Origin of the sequence: Marinobacter changyiensis, from assembly GCF_009193265.1 — a bacterium.
GTDB classification, from domain to species: domain Bacteria; phylum Pseudomonadota; class Gammaproteobacteria; order Pseudomonadales; family Oleiphilaceae; genus Marinobacter; species Marinobacter changyiensis.
On sequence record NZ_VZZZ01000005.1, the window covers coordinates 450400 to 471978 of the forward strand.

Consider the following 21579-nt stretch of genomic DNA (forward strand, 5'->3'; position numbering starts at 1 on the left):
ACCCAATCATCTGAAAACCGGAGCTGAGCTATGACCACATTCCATCTAGCGGATACCGATGACACTCTGGACGTTGAAGTCCGGGAGCTGATCATTGCCGGCTGGGCCGGGCGAGAGCAAGCCGGCATTGATGAGCACATTGCGGAACTCAAGGAAATCGGTGTCAAGCCGCCTTCAAGCACACCTCTGTTCTACCGTGTGGCCGCCAACCAGTTGACCACAGCACCGGATATCCAGGTACTCGGCGACGCGTCCAGTGGTGAAGCGGAAGTCGTATTGATCGGCACGGCTCAAGGCACGCTCGTGGGCATCGGCTCTGATCATACTGATCGCGAAGCCGAAGCCTGGTCAGTGGCCCATTCCAAGCAGGTCTGTGCCAAGCCCGTCAGCAAAAAGGTCTGGCAGCTGGACAGTATAATCGAGCACTGGGATGATTTGCAGATGGCCTCCTACGCCACCATCGACGGTAACGAAGTACTCTATCAGGAAGGCCCGGTAACAGGCTTACTGCATCCCGCGGACCTGCTACGCCGTTTTGGCCTGGAGCAACCACAACTGGCACCGGGCCAAGCGATGCTGTGCGGAACCTTGCCGGTGATCGGCGGCGTGCGCCCGGCCCAGGCCTTTCGCATGGTACTGAAAGACCCGATGACCGGACGTGAGCTGGAGCATCGATACCGCATCGAGAGTCTGCCGGTGGTCGCATGAGCAGGGCCATCATGTCGGGACTCTCAAACGCTGAGGCTGTCGCTACAGCGACACTGGGTGAGCTGTTGACTGGCATGGAGGAAGGTGAATGGCGGTCGTCAGAATTGCTCGATGCCTGTGATTCAAACGCTCTCAGCAAAGACGACCCCCAGGCCCGGATATACACCAGGCGGTTCGAGAATACCGCCCGCGCCGAAGCTGAAGCGGCGGACCGATTGCGAGCCGGTGGTGTACCGGTGGGACACCTCGCGGGCATGCCTATTGCTCTGAAAGCATTGTTTGATGTCGCCGGCGAGGTCACCCATTCCGGCTCAAAAGGCTGGCAGCAGCCAGCAGAGCAAGACGCAACCATAGTGAGCCGTTTGCGGCGCGAGGGTGCCGTGATCACCGGGCACACCAATATGACCGAATTTGCTTACTCCGGTCTGGGTCTTAACCCTCACTACGGCACGCCGGATAACCCCCTGGCTCCCGGTCGGATTCCCGGTGGTTCCTCGTCCGGCGCCGCGGTGGCGGTGGCCCTTGGCATGGCGGCTGCCGCCATCGGTACTGACACCGGTGGGTCCGTTCGCATTCCAGCAGCATGTTGCGGCCTGGTGGGTTTCAAACCATCGCAGTATCGCGTGCCCCGAGAGGGCGCCTTCCCGCTTTCGGACAGTCTCGATTCCATCGGCCCGATTGCCCGGAGTGTCGCCTGCTGCGCCCGACTGGATGCCGTGCTATCAGGCCAGGCCCCACGATCTCTGGCCCCAATCAGTCTGCGTGGCCTCCGCTTCGTGGTTCCCACGGACCACGTCCTCGACAGCATGGACAGCGCAGTAAGCGAAGCCTTCACACGCAGCTTGCGCCTGTTGCAAGAGGCCGGAGCGTCCATCATTGAGGCGCCCGCACCGGTGCTCGCCAGCTTGCCCGAACTCATGGAGGGCGGCGGTTTTACCGCAGCGGAGAGCTATTTCGTTCACCGGCAGTGGCTCGCAGACCACGGGGAAGAATATGATCCGCGTGTACGCAGCCGCATTGAAAAGGGTGCCGCCCTGAGTGCCGCGGATTACCTGGAACTGTGCCGCCGACGGCAGGCTAAAAAGCGCCAGGCGGACGAATGGCTGCAGGCATTTGATGGCCTGCTCGCCCCCACTATTCCGGTGGTTCCTCCCCGCATGGAGGAGGTAGCGAAGGACGGTGACTACGCACGCCTTAACCTGCTGATCCTGCGCAACCCCATGGTGGCCAACCTGCTTGACCTCTGCGCCATTACACTCCCGAACCACCAACCGGGAGCACTTCCGAGCGGTCTTATGCTGGTCGGGCGCAACGGGGCAGACGCCGATTTGCTGCGTCAGGCACAGGCTATCGAAGCCCTTTTGTGAACCGGAAATTGGCCATCGGCTGAACCTGCCGCTGATATAAAGAGGAACCTCTGAACATGTCTGACAATAAACCGGATAGCGTCACCGACTCCCGCTCTGGCGGCGAGAACGCTCGTCGAATCCTCAGGCGTGACCCTAACCCTCACCTGTTCCGGCCAATCAGATTCCGCTCCGTGGAGGCTCGCAACAAAATCATGTTGTCCCCGATGTGTCAGTATTCCGGGCAGGACGGGCTCTCCAATGACTGGCACTTCGTCCATCTGGGCGCCCGGGCTGCGGGTGGCGCCGGGTGGGTGTTCACCGAAGCGGTACACATCGAGCCCAGGGGCCGGATCACCCCGCACTGCCTGGGCCTTTGGAATAACGAGCAACGAGACCGGCTTGCCCGCATTGCCGAATTTGTCGCAGCTCAGGGGGCCGTGCCCGGCATTCAGCTCGGTCACGCTGGCCGTAAAGCCTCTGTTGGTCGCCCCTGGGAAGGCTCACGCCCACTGCAGGTCAACGAAGGCGGCTGGAACAACCTGATATCCGCCTCTGCCCTGCCCTATGCCAGCCAGTGGCACGTACCGGAAGCTATGTCGACAGGTCAGATCGCTGAATCTCAGGCGGCCCTGAAAGCCAGCACCCGCAGGGCACGGGAAGCCGGTTTCAAAGCACTGGAATTGCACGGGGCCCACGGCTACCTGATCCACCAGTTTCTGTCACCGTTGAGCAACCTGCGTGAAGACGCTTACGGTGGTATATTTGAGAATCGGATCCGCTTCTTGCTGGAATCCATTGCGGTGGTCCGTGAAGAGTGGCCGGATGACTTGCCGCTGTTCCTGCGATTGTCCTGTACCGATTGGGTCGACGGTGGCTGGAGCCTGGAAGACACCGTGCAGCTCGCGATTCTATTGAAATCACAGGGCGATGTGGACCTGATTGACTGCTCATCCGGGGGCAACGACCCCAGGCAGCAGATCCCGATTCACCCGGGCTATCAGATCCCCCTGGCACAGGAAGTACGCGCTAAAGCTGAAATCGCCACCGGAGCGGTCGGCCTGATTCACAGTCCGGACCTGGCAGAAGCGGTTATCGCCAACGGTCAGGCCGATCTGGTGATTCTCGGGCGGGCTTTACTCTCTGATCCGGCCTGGCCGCTCAGGGCAGCTGCCAGCCTCAAAGCCGAAAACGCAGAGTGGCCCAAACAGTACGAGCGTTCGAACATTTTTTAAGTAATCCCGCGTCATTCATGCCGCGAAGAAGAGGGGACAACCATGAAACCTATAAAACTGAATGCAGACATGGGCGAAAGCTTCGGTCCCTGGGTAATGGGGCTTGACCACGAGGTGATGCCTTTTGTGGACCTCGCCAATATCGCCTGCGGATTCCACGCTTCCGATCCCGATGTGATGCGCCGGACCGTTCAGATGGCGAAGCAGCATTCGGTCAGCATTGGCGCCCACCCCGCCTACCCCGACCTGGTCGGGTTTGGGCGACGCTCAATGGCCTGCTCGCCCGGGGAAATCGAAACCCTGGTGCTCTATCAACTGGGCGCATTGGCGGGCATCTGCCGGGCCGAGGGCATCGAGGTGTGCTACGTAAAGCCCCATGGCGCACTCTATAACGACATGGCCAAAAATCCCGAGATATTCAACGCCGTCGCCCGGGCCGTCCTGGCATTCGATCCGGCTTTACCACTGATGACCCTGGCAACCCGGGATACCACGCCGATCCGCCAGCTGGCCGATGAGCAGGGTATTGCACTCTGGTTCGAAGCCTTCGCTGACCGCGCCTACGATGCTGAAGGCCACCTGGTGTCCCGGTCCAAAGCGGGGGCCGTTCATCACGCGCCGGAAACCATCCTCGAGCAGGCAAAACGGATTGCCACAGGGCAGCCCCTGACAGCGAGTGACGGCAGCGACCTGGTGCTGGACGCTGACACCCTCTGCGTTCATGGCGACAATGAGGAATCAATCGCTGCCGTGCGTGCCATCCGCGAGATGCTGAACGCACTCAAAGAGAGCTCATGAACGGTATGGCTAACCCGACCCTGGAGCGTGCTGGACTCGATGGCTGGATGGTCAGGCTGTTCGATACCATTGAGGAGCAGAATCTGTTGTGGCTGACGGCTCTGAGCCACGAGTGCGAGGTGGCTTTCGGAGCCGCTCTGGTGGATGTAGTGCCCTCCTATACCACCTTGCTGGTGATCTTCGATCCGCTGCAACTGACACCCTGCGACGTGCGGATACAACTGGTCAACATTCTGGCAAGACTCGAACCGGACGAAGCCGGTGCAGAGGGTGAGCTTCACGAACTGCCGACCTGGTATGACGCAAGCGTCGGACCCGATCTGCAACGGGTCGCGGAGCTCTCCGGCATGACGACCGAATCGGTCATTGAAACCCATTCCCGGCAGCAGTACCGGGTTTTCGCCCTCGGCTTTTCTCCTGGCTTCGCTTTTATGGGGCTACTTGACGAATCCCTCAAATGCCCGCGCCTGGCTACCCCTCGCGCCAAAGTGCCCACGGGCAGTGTCGCCATTGCTGGCCGCCAGACCGCCGCGTACCCGGCGGTAACACCCGGCGGCTGGAATCTGATCGGCCGAACCACCGCCCGGTTGTTCGACCGCAACCGGGAAGGCTTCAGTTTGCTCAAGGTAGGTGACCGGGTAAGGTTTGTCGGCGTGAGTCGCACCACCTTCGAGAAACAAGGCGGGGATGTGACCCCGGTGAAAGATAAGGTAGCCCCATGAACGCCCGCAGCGCTATCGGATTTCGCGTCGAACGGGCCGGGCCGCTGGCATTGCTGCAAGATGCAGGGCGCTTCGGTGTTCGCCATCTGGGCGTGACACAGGGTGGCCCGGCCGACCTTCATGGTTGGGCGTGGGCCAATTATCTGGCGGGCAATGCCTGGGGCACACCGGCCCTGGAAATCACTTTTGGCGGGCTTGAACTGGTGGCCGGGCAAGGGTTGACGGTTGCCATTGCCGGCGCGGACCTGGCGGCAAAACATAATGGCAAGCCCCTGTCCCTGTGGCGCACGATCAATCTCAAAAAAGGTGACCAGCTGACGTTCGGCACTCCCGCCAATGGGCTGCGCGCCTACCTCGCCGTGGCCGGGGGCTTTGCTGCAGAGGCGGTACTGGGAAGCGTATCCTGCGTTATGCGTGAGCAGCTGGGCGGTTTCGATGGACAGGGCAACCGCCTGGCTGACGGGGATGAATTGACCATTACAGGCCCCGGGTCAGATAATCCTGAACGGGAAGCTCCCGCCAGTGAGCGACCCGACTATTCAGCTCCGGTGACCCTGAACCTGCTGACCGGCGCCCAGATTGCCGCCTTCACCGGAAAAAGCATCTTCGATGCCTTTAACGCTGAGTGGCGGGTGGATAACCGGGCGGATCGCATGGGTGTCCGCCTTACTGGACCCAAGTTGCGCTGCACTATCGAGTCACTGATATCGGAAGGCATTTCCCTGGGCGCCATTCAGGTACCTCCGGACGGCCAACCCATCGCACTTCTGAACGACCGGCAAACCATTGGTGGCTACCCCAGACTGGGTAACCTCACCCCGTTGGCAGCTTCCAGACTCGCCCAATGCCAGCCTGGCCAGGTCGTGAGATTCAGGGCTGTCAGTATAGAGCGAGCCTTACCCGAATACCGGAGCTTCAGGTCGATGTTTGATTGAAACAAATCACTGACCTGCAGCCTCCGTGTTGCGGACCGGCCCATCAGCTCCCAATCTTGAACTCATGAGCCAGGTCCTGCAGCTGCCGGGCAAGCCGGGCCTGCTCATCAGTCACGGTGCGAATTTCGTGGGAGCCGGCCAGGGTTAGAGTCGCGGACTCGCTGACCGATTCCATGCTTTGGGTTAACTCCCGGGTGACGGCGACCTGCTGTTCGGCTGCGGTGGCAATTTGCGCTGCCATGTCCGAAATCCCGTTCACTTCGGTGAAAATCTCGGCAAAGGTACTTTCAAGGTCGGATGCCCGTTGGCTGGTATCATCCGCCAGGGTGTAACTGGCGGTGATGGACCGGCTGGCACTGCTGGTCATTTCCCGGAAGCTATTGATGATACTTTCGATGTCGGTGGTGGATTTGTGGGTCTGCTGCGCCAAGGTACGCACCTCGTCCGCCACCACCGCAAAACCACGGCCATGCTCACCAGCCCGGGCTGCTTCAATGGCTGCGTTAAGCGCCAAAAGATTGGTCTGATCAGCGACCTGACGAATGACTTCGATCACCTCGCTGATGGAGCCACTGCGCTGCTCCAGTTCGGCAATAACCGTATTCACTTCCTGAACCGACTGCGCCAGATTCCGGATACTCTTGATACTGGCATGCAGGACCATCTCACCTGCGCGGCTGCGCTCGATGGCGGTGTTGGCTGCATCGGCAACCTGCTGGGTGTTACGGGAAATGTCTTCGGAGGTGGTCGACATCTCCAACGTCGCTGCCGCCACCTGTTCAATCTGTCCCTGCTGGGCTTGAATTTGGGCACCGTTCTGGCTCGCTGTAGCGCTGGTCTGCTCAGTGGCGGTTGCCAGCTGCACGCTGGCACTGTCGATGTGCTTGAGCGCCTCCCCAAAGCGTCGGTATAACTCATTGATCGCGGAACTGATGGTACCGATCTCATCCCTGGAGGTAACAGGAATGCTTTCGGTAAGGTCTTTGTGCTCCATCGCACGGCGAACGCCGCCCAGCAGATTGCCAACTTGATGATTAATTGACCGGATTATCAGAAACATCAGTACCAGTGCGGTTAACACCGACACCAGGCCGATGCCGGCGTGGGTCATCAGATCGGTTCTCGCCACTCCGACCGCATCGTTCGCCAGCCCGGAAACCCGGGCCAACATGGCGGTACGAACCCCATTCAGGGCTTCAATGCGACTGGTCGCTGCCTCGAACCAGGTATCTGCTTCCAGGTCGTAAAGTCCGGAGGGACTTTTGAACAGAGTTTCTCTCTGGGCCTGAAGCGCCTTGTTAAGGTCACTGATCAGGAAGTCTTCGATGTTCTGGCGCAGAGGGGAATCCTGGGGCTGCATCGCCAGGGCGGAATCAAAAAATGCCACCTGCTGTCCGTACAGCCGGGCAATCCCCTCGGCGGCTGGCACATCGAAACTTCCCCGCCTGATCAAACTGGCAGCGGCAGCCCGCTCCAGCCTGGCTTTTTCAGCAGCCTCTGCAAGTGCAAAATAGGCATTGACCTGACGGGTCAACTCGGCATCGGTTGAGCGGCGAATGATCAAAGGAATCCGGTTGATCAGCCCGAGAATAGTGCCGGTGTATTGCTCGGTGGACTCAGCAACATTCATGCTGCGGGAAAGTACCGCCTCACGAAGTGCCGTCAGACCCTCAATCTCATCGGAAAACGCTTCGACATTCAGACGGATTTCAGCGTCCAGATAAACATTGTCGATCAGCCCGGCAATGCGCTGCCTGTACTTCTCGATGCGAGCGTCTGTGTCTGCGTGCTGGCCAGTCAACTCCCGGGCTGCGTCCTCCGGAGCATAGCGACTTGCGAAGAATACGGCCGAGCGGTCGCGTTCTTTCTGCAAAGCCTCAACCAGGGGGTCGCCCACGTCCGCAAGTGCAACCATCAGTTGCAGTTCGCGCATGTGTGTCAGATCGCGATAGTTCTTGGAAAAACTATCGAAAGCAAAATAGATAACGACCGCAAGTGCAGGCAAGACAAGTGCGAGGAGTTTTCCACGCATGGAAAAATTATTGATTAGATTCATGGGTATGAGTCACGCCGATAATTATTATTAGAATTTTCAAGACATGCCGGCCACAGCCAGAGTGTCATTTAACATGACATGCAATTAATGAACCGATTAGAATTTAACTTAAAATTCAATTAATTAGCATAAAACAAGAGAAAGGAAACCTGATCGGTGTCCGGAATTCGGGACTCCGCCACACAATGTTCCGGGCATATCCGGATAAAACCGCTCTCCGGGTCACCCCAGGCCCTATCGAAAAAAATCCTGACTTCAGGACATCTGTCCGGTTTACCGGACAAGCCGCTGCACAATTCCGCTTCACCAAAGAATCTGCACAAAACCACGGCACCGAACCTTTTTTGGCCTTGTTCTGCGTATCCTGAATCAAAAACGACGGGCAGAGGACTGTTTCAGGAGGCATGCGTTAAAATCTGGCAGCAAGCCGAGCGGTTTGGCAGGGCCGCTCTGCGGCCCTGCCACTCAAGCGCTTACTAAATCTGCTTGTTAACTACCTCTGACAGCTGGCTGCGGTTGCCGTCCGTGTCCAGTGTCCGGATGGCAAAGTACCAGGTGCCTGCGTCGAGCTGATCCACCAGTAACTCGTCAATCGATGCATCACCAATGGCAAGGGTCTGATTCAGGGCTTCCGCGTTGGTGCCGTAGACCACCTCGAAGCCGGCAATCTCACCCATGCTGAGACTTTCACCATTCACCCGGGTCATCGGGGCTGTCCAGCTCAGCAACGCAGTATTCGCCGGGAGCCCCTCTTCCGAACTATTGTCACTGGCGGGGGACTCGTCAACCGTATCCGCAACGCTGGTATCCGATTCTTCATAGACATCGGCGATGGTTTTAAACCGGTGCACATTGCGGGACACAACGATGGCGAGCTTTTGGCTGACAATGCCTGAGTCGGTCATCATCTGGAGTTCAGACGCTTGCAAAGTAGCCACACTGATGATATCCGCCATCGCCAGGTTAACGCCGTCACCCAGAATATCGATCTGCCCACTGTCGACTATCTGTGCCGACATGTCGTTCAGCACATCCGCAATGTTTTGCCATTGGGCATTATCGTTGACCAGTGCCAGAAAGGCGGCATTGGCAATCGCCACCTGAAGACCATCGGCAGACACTTCATTCAATTGGTCAAGCTGAGTAAGGTCGGGTGGCGCCATAGCAAGAGCACCGGCGGTCAGGCCGAACCAGCCCTCGACAGCCTCATAGGCGTCCGTAAGCGCCGTCGGGGAAAGCCCCTCGCCACCAGTATTACGCTCTGCCAACGTCACTGCCAAATGGGTCAGCGGTGTCAGGTAGACGGTTTCTGCAGTCAGATCACCAGCGCCCCGTAGAATGAAATCGCTCTCCAGGGTCAGAGTTTCACCAAAAAGCACCGGCTCACCACCAGCCTGATAACAGCTGGGAACGACATCGCATACCATACGGGTAGACTGGTCAGCCCGAATCTCCACGAGAGCCCAGCCTTCAGCCTTACCCGGCAGGCGCAACTGGTAACTGCCGTCATCGGCGGTTCGTACCGCTTTCGCCGCCAGTTTACCGGGACTGTAGCGGCCAGATTGATTCACCATAAGACGCTTTGCAGTCACAATGCCCTGCCGTATGACCCCTTTCATGGCACTGCCTGCGATCTGCACAGAAGGCTCATTTGTCTCCTGAGCCTGGGCACTGGCGTTACTATTATCGTCCTTACCATCCGGACCGCAGCCCGCAAGCAAAGCCACCATGGGTAGAATCAGCAGTCCGCGCTTTAACATTTTATTGCCGCAATATGACATGATTTTGCACCCGATTATTGACAACGTGTGCAAATGATACCCAGTCAATTTAAAGCTTAATGCGGCATAGCTCCCTGTTTCTCCCTAAAAACTCGTCAGTAAATTGGCACTTATTTAGCAATGTTTAGATTTTTAATTGCCGACTGAATAAGTAACCAGCGAAATCAATAAGCTGTTCGGAAACCGCTCATTGCCCGCTGTCAGGAATTATTGTTAGCTATCTACCTTCCAAGGAGGTAGATCTTGTCCCACTTTCAGCTTGCGTTATTACTGGGTATGACTGTCGCACTAGGGCCGCTGGCGCTGGATGCCTATTTGCCGGCATTCCCGAGCATTGCAGACAATTTGGGCATTGCCCATGGCGAGGTCGGGCTGACCCTGAGCGCTTATGTGGCAACACTGGGGCTGGCCCAACTGGTCGGTGGCCCGTTGTCTGACCGCTATGGTCGGCGCCCGATTTTACTGGCCGGCCTGGCCGTATTTGCCGCTGCGGCGGTGATGATCTCGCTGGCGAACACGCTGGCAGACCTGGTGATCTGGCGGGTTGTCCAGGGCGTCGGTGGGGCATTCTGTGCGGTCTCGGTGCCTGCCATCGTGCGAGACCAGGTCGGCGGGCAAGATGCGGCGCGGTTATTCGGGCTGATCGGCCTGATCATGTTTATCGCACCAGCCGCCGCCCCGTCGTTGGGTGCCCTGATGCTGCTGCTGGGTGACTGGCACTGGATCTTCCTGATGCTGGCTGGTTATGCGGTGTTGCTGGTGCTGGCACTGCAATTGGCCCTTTTCCCCCGGTTGCAACCGCGACCACCAGCGATCACCCCCGTCCGCACCCTGGTGACCAACTACCTGCTGGTACTCCGGCATAAAACCACCATGCGTTTTGTGGGCATTCAAGTGCTGTGCTTCAGCACCATGCTGCTGTTTATTACCCACTCCTCCTTCATCTACCAGGAATGGTATGGCCTTTCCAACGGCATGTTCTCTATGCTGTTTGCCGCCAATATCGCACTGATGGCGATACTGAACCTTATCAACCGGCCGCTCCTGCGCAGATTCTCATCGGTGGTTTTGTTGCGGGGACAGGTGATGCTGCAGTGCCTGGCATTAGTCGCGCTGGTAACCGTTGTACTAATGGAAGGCCCGTTCTGGCTGGTCGCTGCCTGCATTATTGCGGCGATTGGCTTCCAGGGCGGGATTATTCCCTACAATATGGCCAACGCACTGGAATTCTTTCCCCATCTGGGCGGCACCGCGGCGGCCATGCTCGGAGCATCACAGTTCACCATTGCGGGCGCCATCAGCGCGCTGTCATCGTTATACGAGGGCGAAGCCTTGCTGCCCATTGCGGCCACCATGCTGCTGTGCTCCGCAGGTGCCGTCCTGCTGGCGCTGGGCGCGCCTCAGGCGGTGGCACGAGAAATGGCAGCGGACGCTTCAGGGGCCTCTGCCACGGCAGGTTGAAGCAGGCAGGCTACCTCGCCATGTGCCCGGCGTAAGCCACGATAAAGGCGGTTTCCTGAAATATCTTCAAACCCGTGTCTGCAAAAGGGATGGGTAACGGATGTGCCGCAAGTGTCGATTTGATCAGCGCCGGCGAGAGCAGAGTAATCTTGAGATTCGTATCCGCGATCAATTGTATAGCCGCCTCCAGCTTGAAACTGAGGGCACCGCCGGCAAACTTACCCTTGGGCATACGCTCCTTGATCGCGACCTGGTCAACGCCGTAATCGGCCATCAGCGCCGCGAACGCCACCTGAAACTCCAGCAAATCTTCCCGTGTGTGATTCTTCTTGAGAGTCAGTTTACGTACCTTGCACTCGGGTATCGTGAACTGCCCCTGATCCAGGTTCAGCAAACAAACAACAGCATCGCTGCCGGTGAGTTCAACACCGCAAATAATCATAATATTCCTTAGATGGAATCAATTGGACAGTCCAGAGCATCGGCAAGCTCTGTCTCACAACCCTCATAACTGAGTTCCAGGCACTCAGCGTGGCAGGGTTGATAACCCCGCCACCCAGTCAATCATGGGCGTAGGATAAACCCCCAAAACCAGGATTAACACGGCGACGACCAGTAACGTCAGGCCACCGATCCGGCTGCCCCAGTCATTGGTGGCGTCTCGCCGGCGCATACCGGGTTCGGGCAGGTAGAGTGTGACCATAACGCGCAGGTAATAGAACAGGCCAATGGCGCTGCCCGCCACGATACCACCCACCAGCCACCAGCGGCTCTCGGAAACGCCCAGGGCCAACACGTAGAATTTGCCGATAAAGCCGGCAGTGAGAGGAATACCCGCCAGGGACAGGAAGCTCACTGTCATCACTGCAGCCAGCCAGGGCCGGCGCCAGAACAGGCCACGGTAGTGGTGCAGCCCGGCTGCGTCCTCACCCCTGAAGGGGCTGGATAGCTGGGTGACCACGCCAAAGGCCGCCAGAGTGGTGACCAGGTAGGTAATCAGGTAGACCCCAACAGTTTCGACTGCCAGCGTGCCCCCCACGACGATTGCCACCATCAGGTAACCAAAATGGGCAATTGAGGAGTAGCCCAGCAGGCGCTTCAGGTTGGACTGGAATAACGCCAGCAAGTTACCGCCCAGCATGGTCAGCAACGCCAGTACGGTAACAAGGGTCCGAAGCCAGTTGCTATCGAAAACCGGCGCTACCATCACCAGGCGCAGCAACAGCACGAACACCGCCAGCTTGCTGACCGTGGCGAGGAAGATGGTGGCCGGCGCGGGCCCACCCTGGTAGACGTCCGGGGTCCACAGATGGAAAGGTATGATGGAGAGCTTGAAACCGAGACCGACCAGCATCAGCACCGCCCCGGCCAGGGTCCACACATCGAAGCTGGTTGCCAACCCTGCCAGGCTGGCCAGATCCAGGCGACCGGTGCGGGCGTAAATCAGCGCCATACCGAACAATAGAAAGGCGGTGGCCGCAGCGGACAGGATCAGGTATTTGATGCCGGCCTCCAGCGACCGTTCTGCCCGAAAACTGTAGGCAAGCATGCCGTAGAGCGGCATCGACAGCAGTTCCAGGCTGATGAACAGGGTAGCCAGGTGGTTGCTGGCCACCAGCCCCAAAGCCCCGGTGACCGCGCACATCAGCAGCAGGTAGAACTCCTCCCGGGGGCCGATGTAGCCGGTCAGGTAGTGATGACTCAGGGCCACCGTCACCAGTGCGCACAACAACACCAGTACACTGCCCATGACGGCGAGGTCATCCATGATCATCAGCGGTGGCGAGCTCAGCGCCGTGGCGGCCACCGGCACGCAAATCAGGGCCAGCACCAGGCCGGCGGCGGATAGCACCGCGGTAAGTCCGTGATTCCGCTGCCAGGCCACGCCCAACATGATCACCACGGCCGTAGTGCCGACTACAATCAGCGGCAGCAGGGCGATAAGGTTTGCCAGGGTCAGCATCAGTTCACCTCTCCCGCCCGAGCTGCCAGATCTGCACTGTCGGTGAACAGTTGCGAGACGGGAGCAGCTACGGCGGCGGTGGTATCCAGCAGGGGTTGCGGATAGAGCCCTACCACCAGCGTCAGTACCAGCAGCACCAGCAGCATGCCGTATTCCCGGACATCAGGCCCGGCCAGCGGCCCCGGGCGGTATTCGGAGCCAAAGTGCACCCGCTGCATCAGCAGCAGGGAATAGATGGCCGCCAGCACCAGGCCTGCGCTGGCAATCACCACTACGACCGGCGCGCCGGGGAAGGTGCCGAACAGGATCATGAACTCCCCCACGAAGTTGGCGGTAGCGGGCATGCCCAGGGACGCGGCGACAAAACACACGGTAAAGCCGGGTAATACCGGTATGCGCCCCCACAAGCCACCCATCATACGCATGTCACGGGTGTGGATACGTTCGTACAGCTGGCCGCTGAGAATAAACAGCCCGGCGCTTGAGAGGGCATGGGCCACCATCAGTACGATGGCCCCCTGGATCGCCAGTTCCGAGCCGGAGTACAGGGCGATCAGCACGAAACCCATGTGGGAGATGCTGGTGTAGGCGATCAGCCGCTTGATGTCCTGCTGGCCACACGCCAGCACCGCCCCATAGATAACCCCCACCAGCCCCAGGGTCATGGCCACCGGCGCGAAGGCCTGGGACTCCTCCGGGAACAGCGGCAGCGCGAACCGCAGAATGCCATAAGCCGCGGTTTTCAGCAGAATGCCGGCCAGGTCGACGCTGCCGGCAGTGGGCGCCTGGGCGTGGGCGTCCGGCAGCCAGCCATGGAAGGGCACTACCGGCAGTTTCACCGCAAAAGCGACAAAGAACCCCAGCATCAGCCACGGCGCCAGGGCGTCCGGGATGTCGGTTCCCCGCAGGGTGTCATAGCTGAAGGACAGCTCTCCGGTGTTGCTTAAATGCACAAACACCAGCGCAACAATCGACACCAGCATCAGCAGGCCGCTGGCCTGGGTATAGATGAAGAAACGGGTGGCCGCGCGAATACGGGTCTGTCCCGCCGAGCCGCTGTGGCCCCAGAGGGCGATCAGGAAGTACATCGGCACCAGCATCATTTCCCAGAACAGGAAGAACAGGAACAAATCCAGCGCCAGGAACACGCCCACCACCCCGCCGAGGATGAACAGCAGATTCAGGTGGAAGAAACCCACCCGATGGGCAATTTCGTGCCAGGAGCAAAGTACCGCCAGGGCACCGAGGAATCCGGTCAGCGCCACCAGGATCAACGACAGACCGTCCATCGCCAGATGAATCTCGATGCCGAAACGGGGAATCCAGGGCGCTCGCCATTCCAGCATCCACTGGCCGCCACCAGCGACCGGCAGACTGACATCGTCGGTCAGCCATACCACCACGCTGATGACCAGCACGAACAGCATGGTACCCAGGGCGATCCAGCGGGGTGCCTGATCTCCCCACCGCTCAGCCTGCCAGCACAAAAGTCCCCCCAGAAAGGGAATCAGAATCAGCCACACCAGGATCATGGGACCTCTCCCGGCAGCAACGCCAGCGTCAACAGGATCACCGTCACCCCGAAGACCATCACCAGAGCATAGCTGCGCACCCGACCGTTCTGACTGCGCACCAGGCCTGCGTTCAGCATTCGTGCTGTCAGCGCCGGCAAGTTCATCGCCAGATTCACCAGATCGACCCGCAGGTATTTCACCAGCAGTTGCCAGGGCCGCGCCAACAGCCGGTCGAACAGGGCATCAAAGCCCCAGGCGTGGTGCCACAGGGTCCAGATGCGCGCACCCATGCCCTGCCGGGTCCTTTCGGCAAGCCAGTCCCGTTGCCACAGAAACAGCCACACCGCCAGCAACAGGCCGGCGATGGCCGCGCCTATGGCCAGCACTTGCAACAGCGTGTGACCGGAGTCGGTAGTCTCCCCGGGCGCGGTGGGAAACATTTCTCCCAGCCCAGGATAAAGCCACGCTCCGATAAAGGTGGAAAGCATTGCCAGCACCACTAATGGCAGGTGATGGGTCAAAAGGTTGCGACCGGGCTCCGGGTGGCGGGCATGGTCGCTGCCGGGCTCACCGTGGAAGGTGCCGAGAATCAGCCGCACGGTATAGAGTCCGGTAAGCACTGCGCCCAGCAGGCCTACCAGTAGCAACCCGGTCTGGTCCGCCGCCATGGCCTGCCACAGAATTTCGTCCTTGCTGAAGAAGCCGGCACTGACCAATGGCAACGCCACCAGTGCAGCGCCCCCCACAAGGAAGCCGCCGTAAGCCACCGGCAGTTTGCGCCAGAGACCGCCAAGGTGACGCATGTCCTGCTCATGGTGGCAGCTGATGATTACTGCCCCGGCCGACAGGAAGAGCAGAGCCTTGAAGAAGGCATGAGTCACCAGGTGGAAGATAGCGGCATCAAAGGCCCCTACCCCCAAAGCCAGGAACATATAGCCGATCTGACTCATGGTGGAATAGGCCAGTACCCGTTTGATATCGGTCTGGGCCAGGGCCGCAAACGCTGCCAGCAGCAAGGACACCGCGCCAATTACCCCCACCAGCAGGAGCACGCCCGGCGCCAGCAAAAACAGACCGTTCAGGCGGACAATCAGATAGACCCCGGCGGTGACCATGGTGGCGGCGTGGATGAGTGCCGACACCGGAGTGGGCCCGGCCATGGCATCCGGCAGCCAGGTGTGCAGCGGCACCTGTGCCGACTTGCCCAGGGCGCCACCAAGCACCAGCAGGGCCGCCAGGTTGGCGGTGGTACTGCCCTGCGCCCAGGCTTGCGGAGCCTGATCCAGCACCGTGGCGATATCCAGGGTGCCGAGCTCCATGAAGATCAGGAACAGTCCCAGGGCCAGGAACACATCGCCGATACGGGTCACCACAAAAGCCTTGAAGGCCGCCTGGCCGTTGGCGCTGTTCTGGTAGTAGTAGCCGATCAGCCCGTAGCTACACAAGCCGACACCTTCCCAGCCCAGGAACAGCAACAGCAGGTTGTCCCCCAGCACCAACAGCATCATGCTGAAAACGAACAAGTTCATCCAGGCGTAAAAACGGGTAATGCCGACCTCTCCTGTCATGTACCAGGCCGCAAACAAATGGATCAGAAAGCCCACGCCGGTGATCACCGACATCATCACCAGGGCGAGGCTATCCACCGCCAGGCCAATGGTGGGCTGGAAGTCCCCCACCCTGATCCAGGTCCACAGGGTCACGACTTCGCTGTCCCCGGAGTGCGTCATCACCAACCATGCAGTCGCCAGTGCGGCCAGCCCGACGCTGCCCACTCCGATGAACGAACTGGCCCCGGCGCCCAGACGTCCGGCGGAAAAGGCAAGGATCAGCGTACCCGCCAGGGGAAACAGGAACGAGAGAATTACCGCCAATGCCATCATCCACGCATCCTGCTGGCCGCATCGAGGTTAAGGGACCGGAACCGCGGGTAGAGCTGGATCATCAACGCCAGCCCGACACTGGCCTCCGCTGCCGCCAGAGTGATCACCAGCAGGAACATGGCCTGCCCCTCCGGCTGATTCCAGGCCGTGGCGCCCACCACGAAGGCCAGCGCGGCAGAATTAAGCATCACTTCCAGGCTCATCAGCACAAACAGCATGTTGCGGCGTAGCATCAGCCCCAGCAGCCCGAGGCTGAACAGGATGGCGGCCAGGATCAGTCCATGTTCCATGGGGATACCCGTCATGAGTTGCCTCCGCGATCGGGAGAGCTGGGAGCGTTAGGAGGGCTGCGAAGTTTGCGCAGGGGGTTGCTGCGCCGGCCCACATGGGAGGCGGTAACCAGCGCCGCCAACAGCAGGATGGCCGCCAGCTCCACCACTATCAGCCATGGCCCGAACAGGGTCAGTGCCACCGACCGGGCGGTGAGCAGTTCGCCATCGATGACCTTTTCCAAACCGCCCTGGCTCACCAGCGCCACCAGAGCGCCCAGCAGTACCAGTACCAGCAGCGTCGGCCCTGCCCAGTAGCGGGGGTGCGATAAGATCTGGTCGTATTCCGCGTCCGGCCTGAGGTTGAGCATCATCACCACGAACACAAACAGCACCATGATCGCCCCAGCGTAGACGATGATTTCCAGGGCACCGGCGAAGGGCGCACCCAGGGCAAAGAACACCAGCGCCACCGCAATCAGCGAGACGATCAGGTACACCACCGCATGCACCGGGCTGGTGCCAGTGATCACCCCAACGGTGGCCAGCACTGCCACCAGGCCACTGAGATAGAAAGCCAGTTCCATCAGGGTCTCCTTGTCCGGTCAGGGCAGCAGGGTACGCACATCTTCCGGGGCCTCCTCGTTGCGGGCCTCGCCTTTGTCCTTGCCACCAATGGCCAGGCCCGCCACCTTGTAGAAATGGTAGTCATGGTCCTTGCCGGGGCCATTGATCAGCAGGTCCTCTTTTTCGTACACCAGTTGCTGGCGATCGTATTCGCCCATCTCGAAATCCGGTGTCAGCTGAATGGCGGAGGTGGGGCAGGCTTCCTCGCACATGCCGCAAAAGATGCAGCGGGAAAAATTGATGCGGAAGAACTCCGGGTACCAGCGGCCATCTTCCTGTTCCCCCTTTTGCAGCGAGATGCAATCCACCGGGCAGGCCACCGCGCAAAGGTTGCAGGCCACGCAGCGCTCCTCACCGTCCGGGTCACGGGTCAGCACGATGCGGCCCCGATAGCGGGGTGGCAGATAGACTTGCTGTTCCGGGTAGTTCACCGTCTCCCGCTTGCGGAAGCTGTGCATGAAAACCATGCCCAGGGTGCGCAGCTGAGACCAGGTGGCCGGTACCAGCCGCAGAAAAGACTTAGAGAGAAGCGTTCTGGTGACCGGGACGCTGGTTTTACCCATAAGCCCTCCTTATGAGGCAACCAGGAGCATCACCGCTCCGGTTGCCAGTAAGTTGATCAACGTCAGCGGCAGACAGACCTTCCAGCCAAAGCTCATCACCCGATCATAGCGGGGTCGGGGCAGTGACGCCCGTAGCAGGATGAACAACATCAGGAAGAAGCCGGTCTTGAGCGCAAACCACAGGATCGGTGGCAGCCAGGGGCCGTGCCAGCCGCCAAAGAACAGCGTCACGATCAGCGCCGACACCAGAACCATGCCCACATACTCGCCAATGAAGAACAGGCCGAATTTCATGCCGGAGTATTCAACGTGATAGCCGTCCGCCAGCTCCTGCTCTGCCTCCGGCTGGTCGAAGGGGTGCCGGTGAGTGACCGCAATACCGGCGATCAGGAAAGTGGCGAATCCGAAGAACTGGGGAATGATGTACCAGAAGCCTTCCTGGGCGTTGACGATATCCCGCAGGTTGAACGACCCGGCCATGGCCACCACCCCCATTAACGACAGTCCCATGAACACCTCGTAGGACAGGGTCTGGGCCGAGGCTCGCATGGCGCCCAGCAGGGCGTATTTGTTGCCGCTGGCCCAGCCGCCCAGCAACACCGCATACACATTGATGCCCGCCATGGCCAGGAAGAACAGCAACCCGATGTGCATGTCCGCCACGCCCCAGCCGGGGGTAATCGGGATGATCACGAACGACAGCAGCAGAGAAGCGAACGCAATAATCGGCGCCAGCACGAATAGCGGCCGGTCGGCAAAGGGCGGTACCCAGTCTTCCTTGAAAAAGATCTTGATCATGTCGGCCACCAGTTGCAGGGTGCCGAAAGGCCCTACCCGGTTGGGCCCGTAACGGTCCTGCCAAAGCCCGAGCAGGCGGCGCTCCACCACGGTCAAGGCAGCGCCCAGTAGTACTGCGCCAAGCAGGATGACCAGGGCCTGGAACATGCCCCAGAGGATGGCGGCCAGTTGCGGGGTCCACCAGCTCATGGCTCACCTCCCGCTGCCTTGTGCAGTGTGATGGACTTCCCCGGCAGCAATCCCGCGATCAATCCGGCCGGCAGACCTGCCCAGCCCGCGGGCCAGTCTTGCTGCTCCAGCACCGGCACCGCCGGCCCCTCACCGATGTTCACGATGTCTCCGGTTGCCACCGCCAAACGACGGGCATCGTCAGGGTTCAGGACGACAGAGGGCGCGTCTGTCCTCTGCTGGATGGGCGTCGCCAGGGCGGAAGTTTCCTCGCCCCCGAACAGCCGGGGCAGGATCAGGGCCCGCAGGACATCAGTGCCTTCGGAGTTTTGAGGGGGCTGGCGGTAGCAGCCCTGTCCGGGTTCTGGGTGAATCAGTCGTACCCCGGGGTCACCGCCGCGCAGGTGCCCACCCACCTCATCGGTGAACTTGTTCCAGGCCTGAGGCGAATTCCACCCTGGAGCCCAGGCAAAAGGCACCTGCTGCCGGGGCTCTCGGTGACCGCTGTAACCCTCCATGGAATAAGCAAAGGCCGAATCCGGATCCTGGGGCACCCGCGGCTCACTGACATTCTGATTCGCTCGCATGGAGGTGCGGCCGCTGTACCGGTGTGGCTCCCGGGCCAACCGCAAGCCGTCAATCCGGTAGTTTGATCCCGGTGCCGCGTCAACCATGCCGGCCAACGCCGGATGAGCTTCGGCACAGGCCCGAACGACGGTATCCAGGTTAATGTCGCTGGTCTTCTCGCCCCGCAGGTTCACGGTCAGGGCGTGCAACCAGCGCCAGCTTTCGTGAATTCGGGTTTCCGGCCGCAGATAAGTTGGGTCGTACACCTGAAAGAAGCGTTGCGCCCGGCCCTCCAGGTTCACCAGGGTGCCATCGGACTCGGCGAAGCTGGCAGCGGGTAACAGGAAGTTTGCGCGGGCGGTTGTCGCTGTGCGCTGATGGTCCAGCACAATGCGGATCTCTGCCCGTGCCAGTGCCGCATCCACCCTTTGGGAGGGCAAGCGCTGATAAAGGTCGTTTTCCAGCACCACCAGGGCGTTGGCGCTGCCCTGGGCCAGTTCGTCCAGGGCCCAATCCAGGGGTTGGCCGCCCATCAGGGCAAGCCCGGTGCTGTTGGCCTCCCGCCGGATCAATATCAGCCCTCCCCGTTTCGCCCGCCGGGACAGGGCCCGGGCAATATTGCCGGCGGCCTCAAGCACCGCCTCGGACCAGAGCGAGCCGCCGCTGACCACCAGCGGTCGTTCTGCCGCCATCAGCGCTGTGGCAATGCGTTCAGCGGCTTCGGCTATACCGGGCGGCAAATCTCCTACTGCCGGAGCAGCCGGGTCAATGGCATGGGCCACGGCAAAGCCGAGTTGCGCAATACCGTCAGGTCCCAGGGCATGGCGGAACTCGGCCACATCATCCAGGTCCGTGGGCGCGGGCCAGGCGATAAACAGCGGGTGGCAGCGGTCCTGGGCCAGGGTCTTGAGGGCCTCGGCGTTCCAGGCCGGGACACCGATGGCCTGGCCCAGTGCTTCACGGCGGAAAAGGACCGCCTGACGCAGGTTCAGGCCCAGACGACCAGCACTCTGCACCGGGTTCTCCCCCAGCACCAGCACGGCGTCGTGGTCTTCAATCTCCCGGGGTGACGGGGTTGGCAGGCCGGCGTTGCGTTGCAGGTCATTCATCAATTCCAGGCAGGCCTGTTCCCGGGCTTCAATGCCGGTGGAGAAATTTTCTTTCCCTACCAGCATCTGCAACTGATGATTGCTCTCCAGGCTGGCCCGGGGCGAGCCGATACCAATGACCCGGCGGGCGTGGTGCAACGCGTCGCTAACCCGGGCCAAGGCATCGTCCACGTCAAAACTGACCGACTCGCTGTCCGGCGATTCCCGCCACTCCGGCAGGCGGGGCCGGTCGGACCGGTTCACGTAACCGTACCCAAAACGGCCACGGTCACAGAGGAAATAACCGTTTACCTCACCATGGTAGCGGTTCTCGATCCGGCGCAACTCGCCATAGCGTTCGCCCGGGCTGATATTGCAACCCATCGAGCACTGGTGGCAGATGCCGGGGGCAAACTGCAGGTCCCACTTGCGGGTGTAACGATCGGAATGGCTCTGGTCAGTGAACACACCGGTGGGGCACACTTCGGTGAGATTGCCGGCGAATGGGCTCTCCAGAATGCCCTCCTGATAGCGGCCGAAATAGACATTGTCCTTGGTGCCAAAGGCGCCCAGGTCGATGCCGCCGGCATAGTCATTGTAGAAGCGCACGCAGCGGTAACAGGTAATGCACCGGTTCATCTCGTGGGCAATGAACGGCCCCAGGTACTGGTTGCGACGGGTACGCTTGCGGAACCGGTACCGACGGCGGTCGTGGCCGGTCATCACCGTCATGTCCTGCAGGTGGCAATGGCCGCCCTCCTCACAGACCGGGCAGTCATGGGGGTGATTGATCATCAGCCATTCCACCACACTGGCACGGAAGGCCTTCGCCTCCTCGTCGTGGATATCAATCCGGGTCTGGTCCGCCGCTGGCGTCATGCAGGACATCACCAGCATGCCCTGGTCATCCTCCTGGTCCTTGTACTGGCGCACAGCACACTGGCGACAGGCACCGACACTGCCCATGGCGGGGTGCCAGCAGAAATAGGGGATGTCCAGGCCCAGGGACAGGCAGGCCTGAAGCAGGTTATGGGCTCCGTTGACCGTATAGCTTTGTCCATCCACATGAATCGTTGCCATGATCCTGCCTATCCTTA

At 60.3% G+C, this 21579-nt stretch carries 18 protein-coding genes; 7 read left to right on the plus strand and 11 right to left on the minus strand.

The features are described 5' to 3' along the window. The first annotated feature begins 30 nt into the window (after positions 1 to 30). From F6Y09_RS15555 to F6Y09_RS15580, 6 genes are read left to right on the plus strand one after another with little or no spacing between them, the layout of a single operon-like run. On the plus strand, positions 31 to 708 hold the full coding sequence (locus F6Y09_RS15555) for a DUF2848 domain-containing protein (RefSeq protein ID WP_152207838.1): 678 nt from the start codon (positions 31 to 33) through the stop codon (positions 706 to 708). Beyond that, positions 705 to 2075 (plus strand): amidase, encoded by a 1371-nt coding sequence (locus F6Y09_RS15560; RefSeq protein ID WP_246180555.1) that lies wholly within the window; start codon positions 705 to 707, stop codon positions 2073 to 2075. The genes F6Y09_RS15555 and F6Y09_RS15560 overlap by 4 nt, the downstream gene beginning before the upstream one ends. Positions 2076 to 2131: 56 nt before the next feature. Continuing rightward, positions 2132 to 3289: an NADH:flavin oxidoreductase/NADH oxidase gene (locus F6Y09_RS15565; protein ID WP_152207839.1), complete on the plus strand. Its 1158-nt coding sequence runs from the start codon at positions 2132 to 2134 to the stop codon at positions 3287 to 3289. Positions 3290 to 3331: 42 nt separating this feature from the next. Next, positions 3332 to 4087 (plus strand): 5-oxoprolinase subunit PxpA, encoded by a 756-nt coding sequence (locus F6Y09_RS15570; RefSeq protein WP_152207840.1) that lies wholly within the window; start codon positions 3332 to 3334, stop codon positions 4085 to 4087. A 5-nt stretch (positions 4088 to 4092) separates the two neighbouring features. After that, positions 4093 to 4809: a 5-oxoprolinase subunit PxpB gene (pxpB, locus tag F6Y09_RS15575; RefSeq protein ID WP_152207909.1), complete on the plus strand. Its 717-nt coding sequence runs from the start codon at positions 4093 to 4095 to the stop codon at positions 4807 to 4809. Beyond that, positions 4806 to 5744: a 5-oxoprolinase subunit C family protein gene (locus F6Y09_RS15580; RefSeq protein ID WP_152207841.1), complete on the plus strand. Its 939-nt coding sequence runs from the start codon at positions 4806 to 4808 to the stop codon at positions 5742 to 5744. The genes pxpB and F6Y09_RS15580 overlap by 4 nt, the downstream gene beginning before the upstream one ends. Before the next feature lie 43 nt (positions 5745 to 5787). Here the strand turns inward: F6Y09_RS15580 and F6Y09_RS15585 are convergent, their stop codons facing one another. Beyond that, positions 5788 to 7800, minus strand: coding sequence for a methyl-accepting chemotaxis protein (locus tag F6Y09_RS15585; RefSeq protein ID WP_152207842.1), 2013 nt, complete (start codon positions 7798 to 7800; stop codon positions 5788 to 5790). 476 nt (positions 7801 to 8276) lie between these two features. Further along, positions 8277 to 9560 (minus strand): fibronectin type III domain-containing protein, encoded by a 1284-nt coding sequence (locus F6Y09_RS15590; RefSeq protein ID WP_246180556.1) that lies wholly within the window; start codon positions 9558 to 9560, stop codon positions 8277 to 8279. Between the two features lie 264 nt (positions 9561 to 9824). Between F6Y09_RS15590 and F6Y09_RS15595 the strand changes: the two genes are divergently transcribed. Then, positions 9825 to 11042, plus strand: coding sequence for a multidrug effflux MFS transporter (locus F6Y09_RS15595; protein WP_152207844.1), 1218 nt, complete (start codon positions 9825 to 9827; stop codon positions 11040 to 11042). Between the two features lie 10 nt (positions 11043 to 11052). Here F6Y09_RS15595 and F6Y09_RS15600 read toward each other — a convergent pair whose 3' ends face one another. From F6Y09_RS15600 to nuoG, 9 genes are all read right to left on the minus strand, one after another. Beyond that, on the minus strand, positions 11053 to 11484 hold the full coding sequence (locus tag F6Y09_RS15600) for a DUF3010 family protein (RefSeq protein ID WP_152207845.1): 432 nt from the start codon (positions 11482 to 11484) through the stop codon (positions 11053 to 11055). Between the two features lie 84 nt (positions 11485 to 11568). Further along, a complete protein-coding gene (gene nuoN / locus F6Y09_RS15605; RefSeq protein ID WP_246180564.1) occupies positions 11569 to 13008 on the minus strand; it encodes an NADH-quinone oxidoreductase subunit NuoN in 1440 nt (479 codons plus the stop codon). Next, entirely contained in the window at positions 13005 to 14537 is a 1533-nt protein-coding gene (gene nuoM, locus F6Y09_RS15610; protein WP_152207847.1) for an NADH-quinone oxidoreductase subunit M, read from the minus strand. The genes nuoN and nuoM overlap by 4 nt, the downstream gene beginning before the upstream one ends. Further along, complete coding sequence (nuoL, locus tag F6Y09_RS15615) at positions 14534 to 16402, minus strand: NADH-quinone oxidoreductase subunit L (RefSeq protein WP_152207848.1); 1869 nt, start codon at positions 16400 to 16402, stop codon at positions 14534 to 14536. The genes nuoM and nuoL overlap by 4 nt, the downstream gene beginning before the upstream one ends. Further along, complete coding sequence (gene nuoK / locus F6Y09_RS15620; RefSeq protein WP_152207849.1) at positions 16399 to 16707, minus strand: NADH-quinone oxidoreductase subunit NuoK; 309 nt, start codon at positions 16705 to 16707, stop codon at positions 16399 to 16401. The genes nuoL and nuoK overlap by 4 nt, the downstream gene beginning before the upstream one ends. Then, a complete protein-coding gene (gene nuoJ, locus F6Y09_RS15625; protein WP_152207850.1) occupies positions 16704 to 17258 on the minus strand; it encodes an NADH-quinone oxidoreductase subunit J in 555 nt (184 codons plus the stop codon). The genes nuoK and nuoJ overlap by 4 nt, the downstream gene beginning before the upstream one ends. Before the next feature lie 18 nt (positions 17259 to 17276). Further along, a complete protein-coding gene (gene nuoI, locus F6Y09_RS15630; RefSeq protein ID WP_152207851.1) occupies positions 17277 to 17861 on the minus strand; it encodes an NADH-quinone oxidoreductase subunit NuoI in 585 nt (194 codons plus the stop codon). A gap of 9 nt (positions 17862 to 17870) precedes the next feature. Further along, positions 17871 to 18848, minus strand: coding sequence for an NADH-quinone oxidoreductase subunit NuoH (gene nuoH, locus F6Y09_RS15635; RefSeq protein ID WP_152207852.1), 978 nt, complete (start codon positions 18846 to 18848; stop codon positions 17871 to 17873). Further along, positions 18845 to 21562, minus strand: coding sequence for an NADH-quinone oxidoreductase subunit NuoG (gene nuoG, locus F6Y09_RS15640; protein ID WP_152207853.1), 2718 nt, complete (start codon positions 21560 to 21562; stop codon positions 18845 to 18847). The genes nuoH and nuoG overlap by 4 nt, the downstream gene beginning before the upstream one ends. Positions 21563 to 21579: the final 17 nt, after the last annotated feature.

Excerpts from the sequence above, each read along its gene's own strand:
- F6Y09_RS15555 (WP_152207838.1), top strand. The coding sequence starts at position 31 with ATGACCACATTCCATCTAGCGGATACCGATGACACTCTGGACGTTGAA.
- F6Y09_RS15560 (WP_246180555.1), top strand. The coding sequence starts at position 705 with ATGAGCAGGGCCATCATGTCGGGACTCTCAAACGCTGAGGCTGTCGCT.
- F6Y09_RS15565 (WP_152207839.1), top strand. The coding sequence starts at position 2,132 with ATGTCTGACAATAAACCGGATAGCGTCACCGACTCCCGCTCTGGCGGC.
- F6Y09_RS15570 (WP_152207840.1), top strand. The coding sequence starts at position 3,332 with ATGAAACCTATAAAACTGAATGCAGACATGGGCGAAAGCTTCGGTCCC.
- pxpB (WP_152207909.1), top strand. The coding sequence starts at position 4,093 with ATGGCTAACCCGACCCTGGAGCGTGCTGGACTCGATGGCTGGATGGTC.
- F6Y09_RS15580 (WP_152207841.1), top strand. The coding sequence starts at position 4,806 with ATGAACGCCCGCAGCGCTATCGGATTTCGCGTCGAACGGGCCGGGCCG.
- F6Y09_RS15585 (WP_152207842.1), bottom strand. The coding sequence starts at position 7,800 with ATGAATCTAATCAATAATTTTTCCATGCGTGGAAAACTCCTCGCACTT.
- F6Y09_RS15590 (WP_246180556.1), bottom strand. The coding sequence starts at position 9,560 with ATGTTAAAGCGCGGACTGCTGATTCTACCCATGGTGGCTTTGCTTGCG.
- F6Y09_RS15600 (WP_152207845.1), bottom strand. The coding sequence starts at position 11,484 with ATGATTATTTGCGGTGTTGAACTCACCGGCAGCGATGCTGTTGTTTGT.
- nuoM (WP_152207847.1), bottom strand. The coding sequence starts at position 14,537 with ATGATCCTGGTGTGGCTGATTCTGATTCCCTTTCTGGGGGGACTTTTG.
- nuoL (WP_152207848.1), bottom strand. The coding sequence starts at position 16,402 with ATGATGGCATTGGCGGTAATTCTCTCGTTCCTGTTTCCCCTGGCGGGT.
- nuoK (WP_152207849.1), bottom strand. The coding sequence starts at position 16,707 with ATGACGGGTATCCCCATGGAACATGGACTGATCCTGGCCGCCATCCTG.
- nuoJ (WP_152207850.1), bottom strand. The coding sequence starts at position 17,258 with ATGGAACTGGCTTTCTATCTCAGTGGCCTGGTGGCAGTGCTGGCCACC.
- nuoI (WP_152207851.1), bottom strand. The coding sequence starts at position 17,861 with ATGGGTAAAACCAGCGTCCCGGTCACCAGAACGCTTCTCTCTAAGTCT.
- nuoH (WP_152207852.1), bottom strand. The coding sequence starts at position 18,848 with ATGAGCTGGTGGACCCCGCAACTGGCCGCCATCCTCTGGGGCATGTTC.
- nuoG (WP_152207853.1), bottom strand. The coding sequence starts at position 21,562 with ATGGCAACGATTCATGTGGATGGACAAAGCTATACGGTCAACGGAGCC.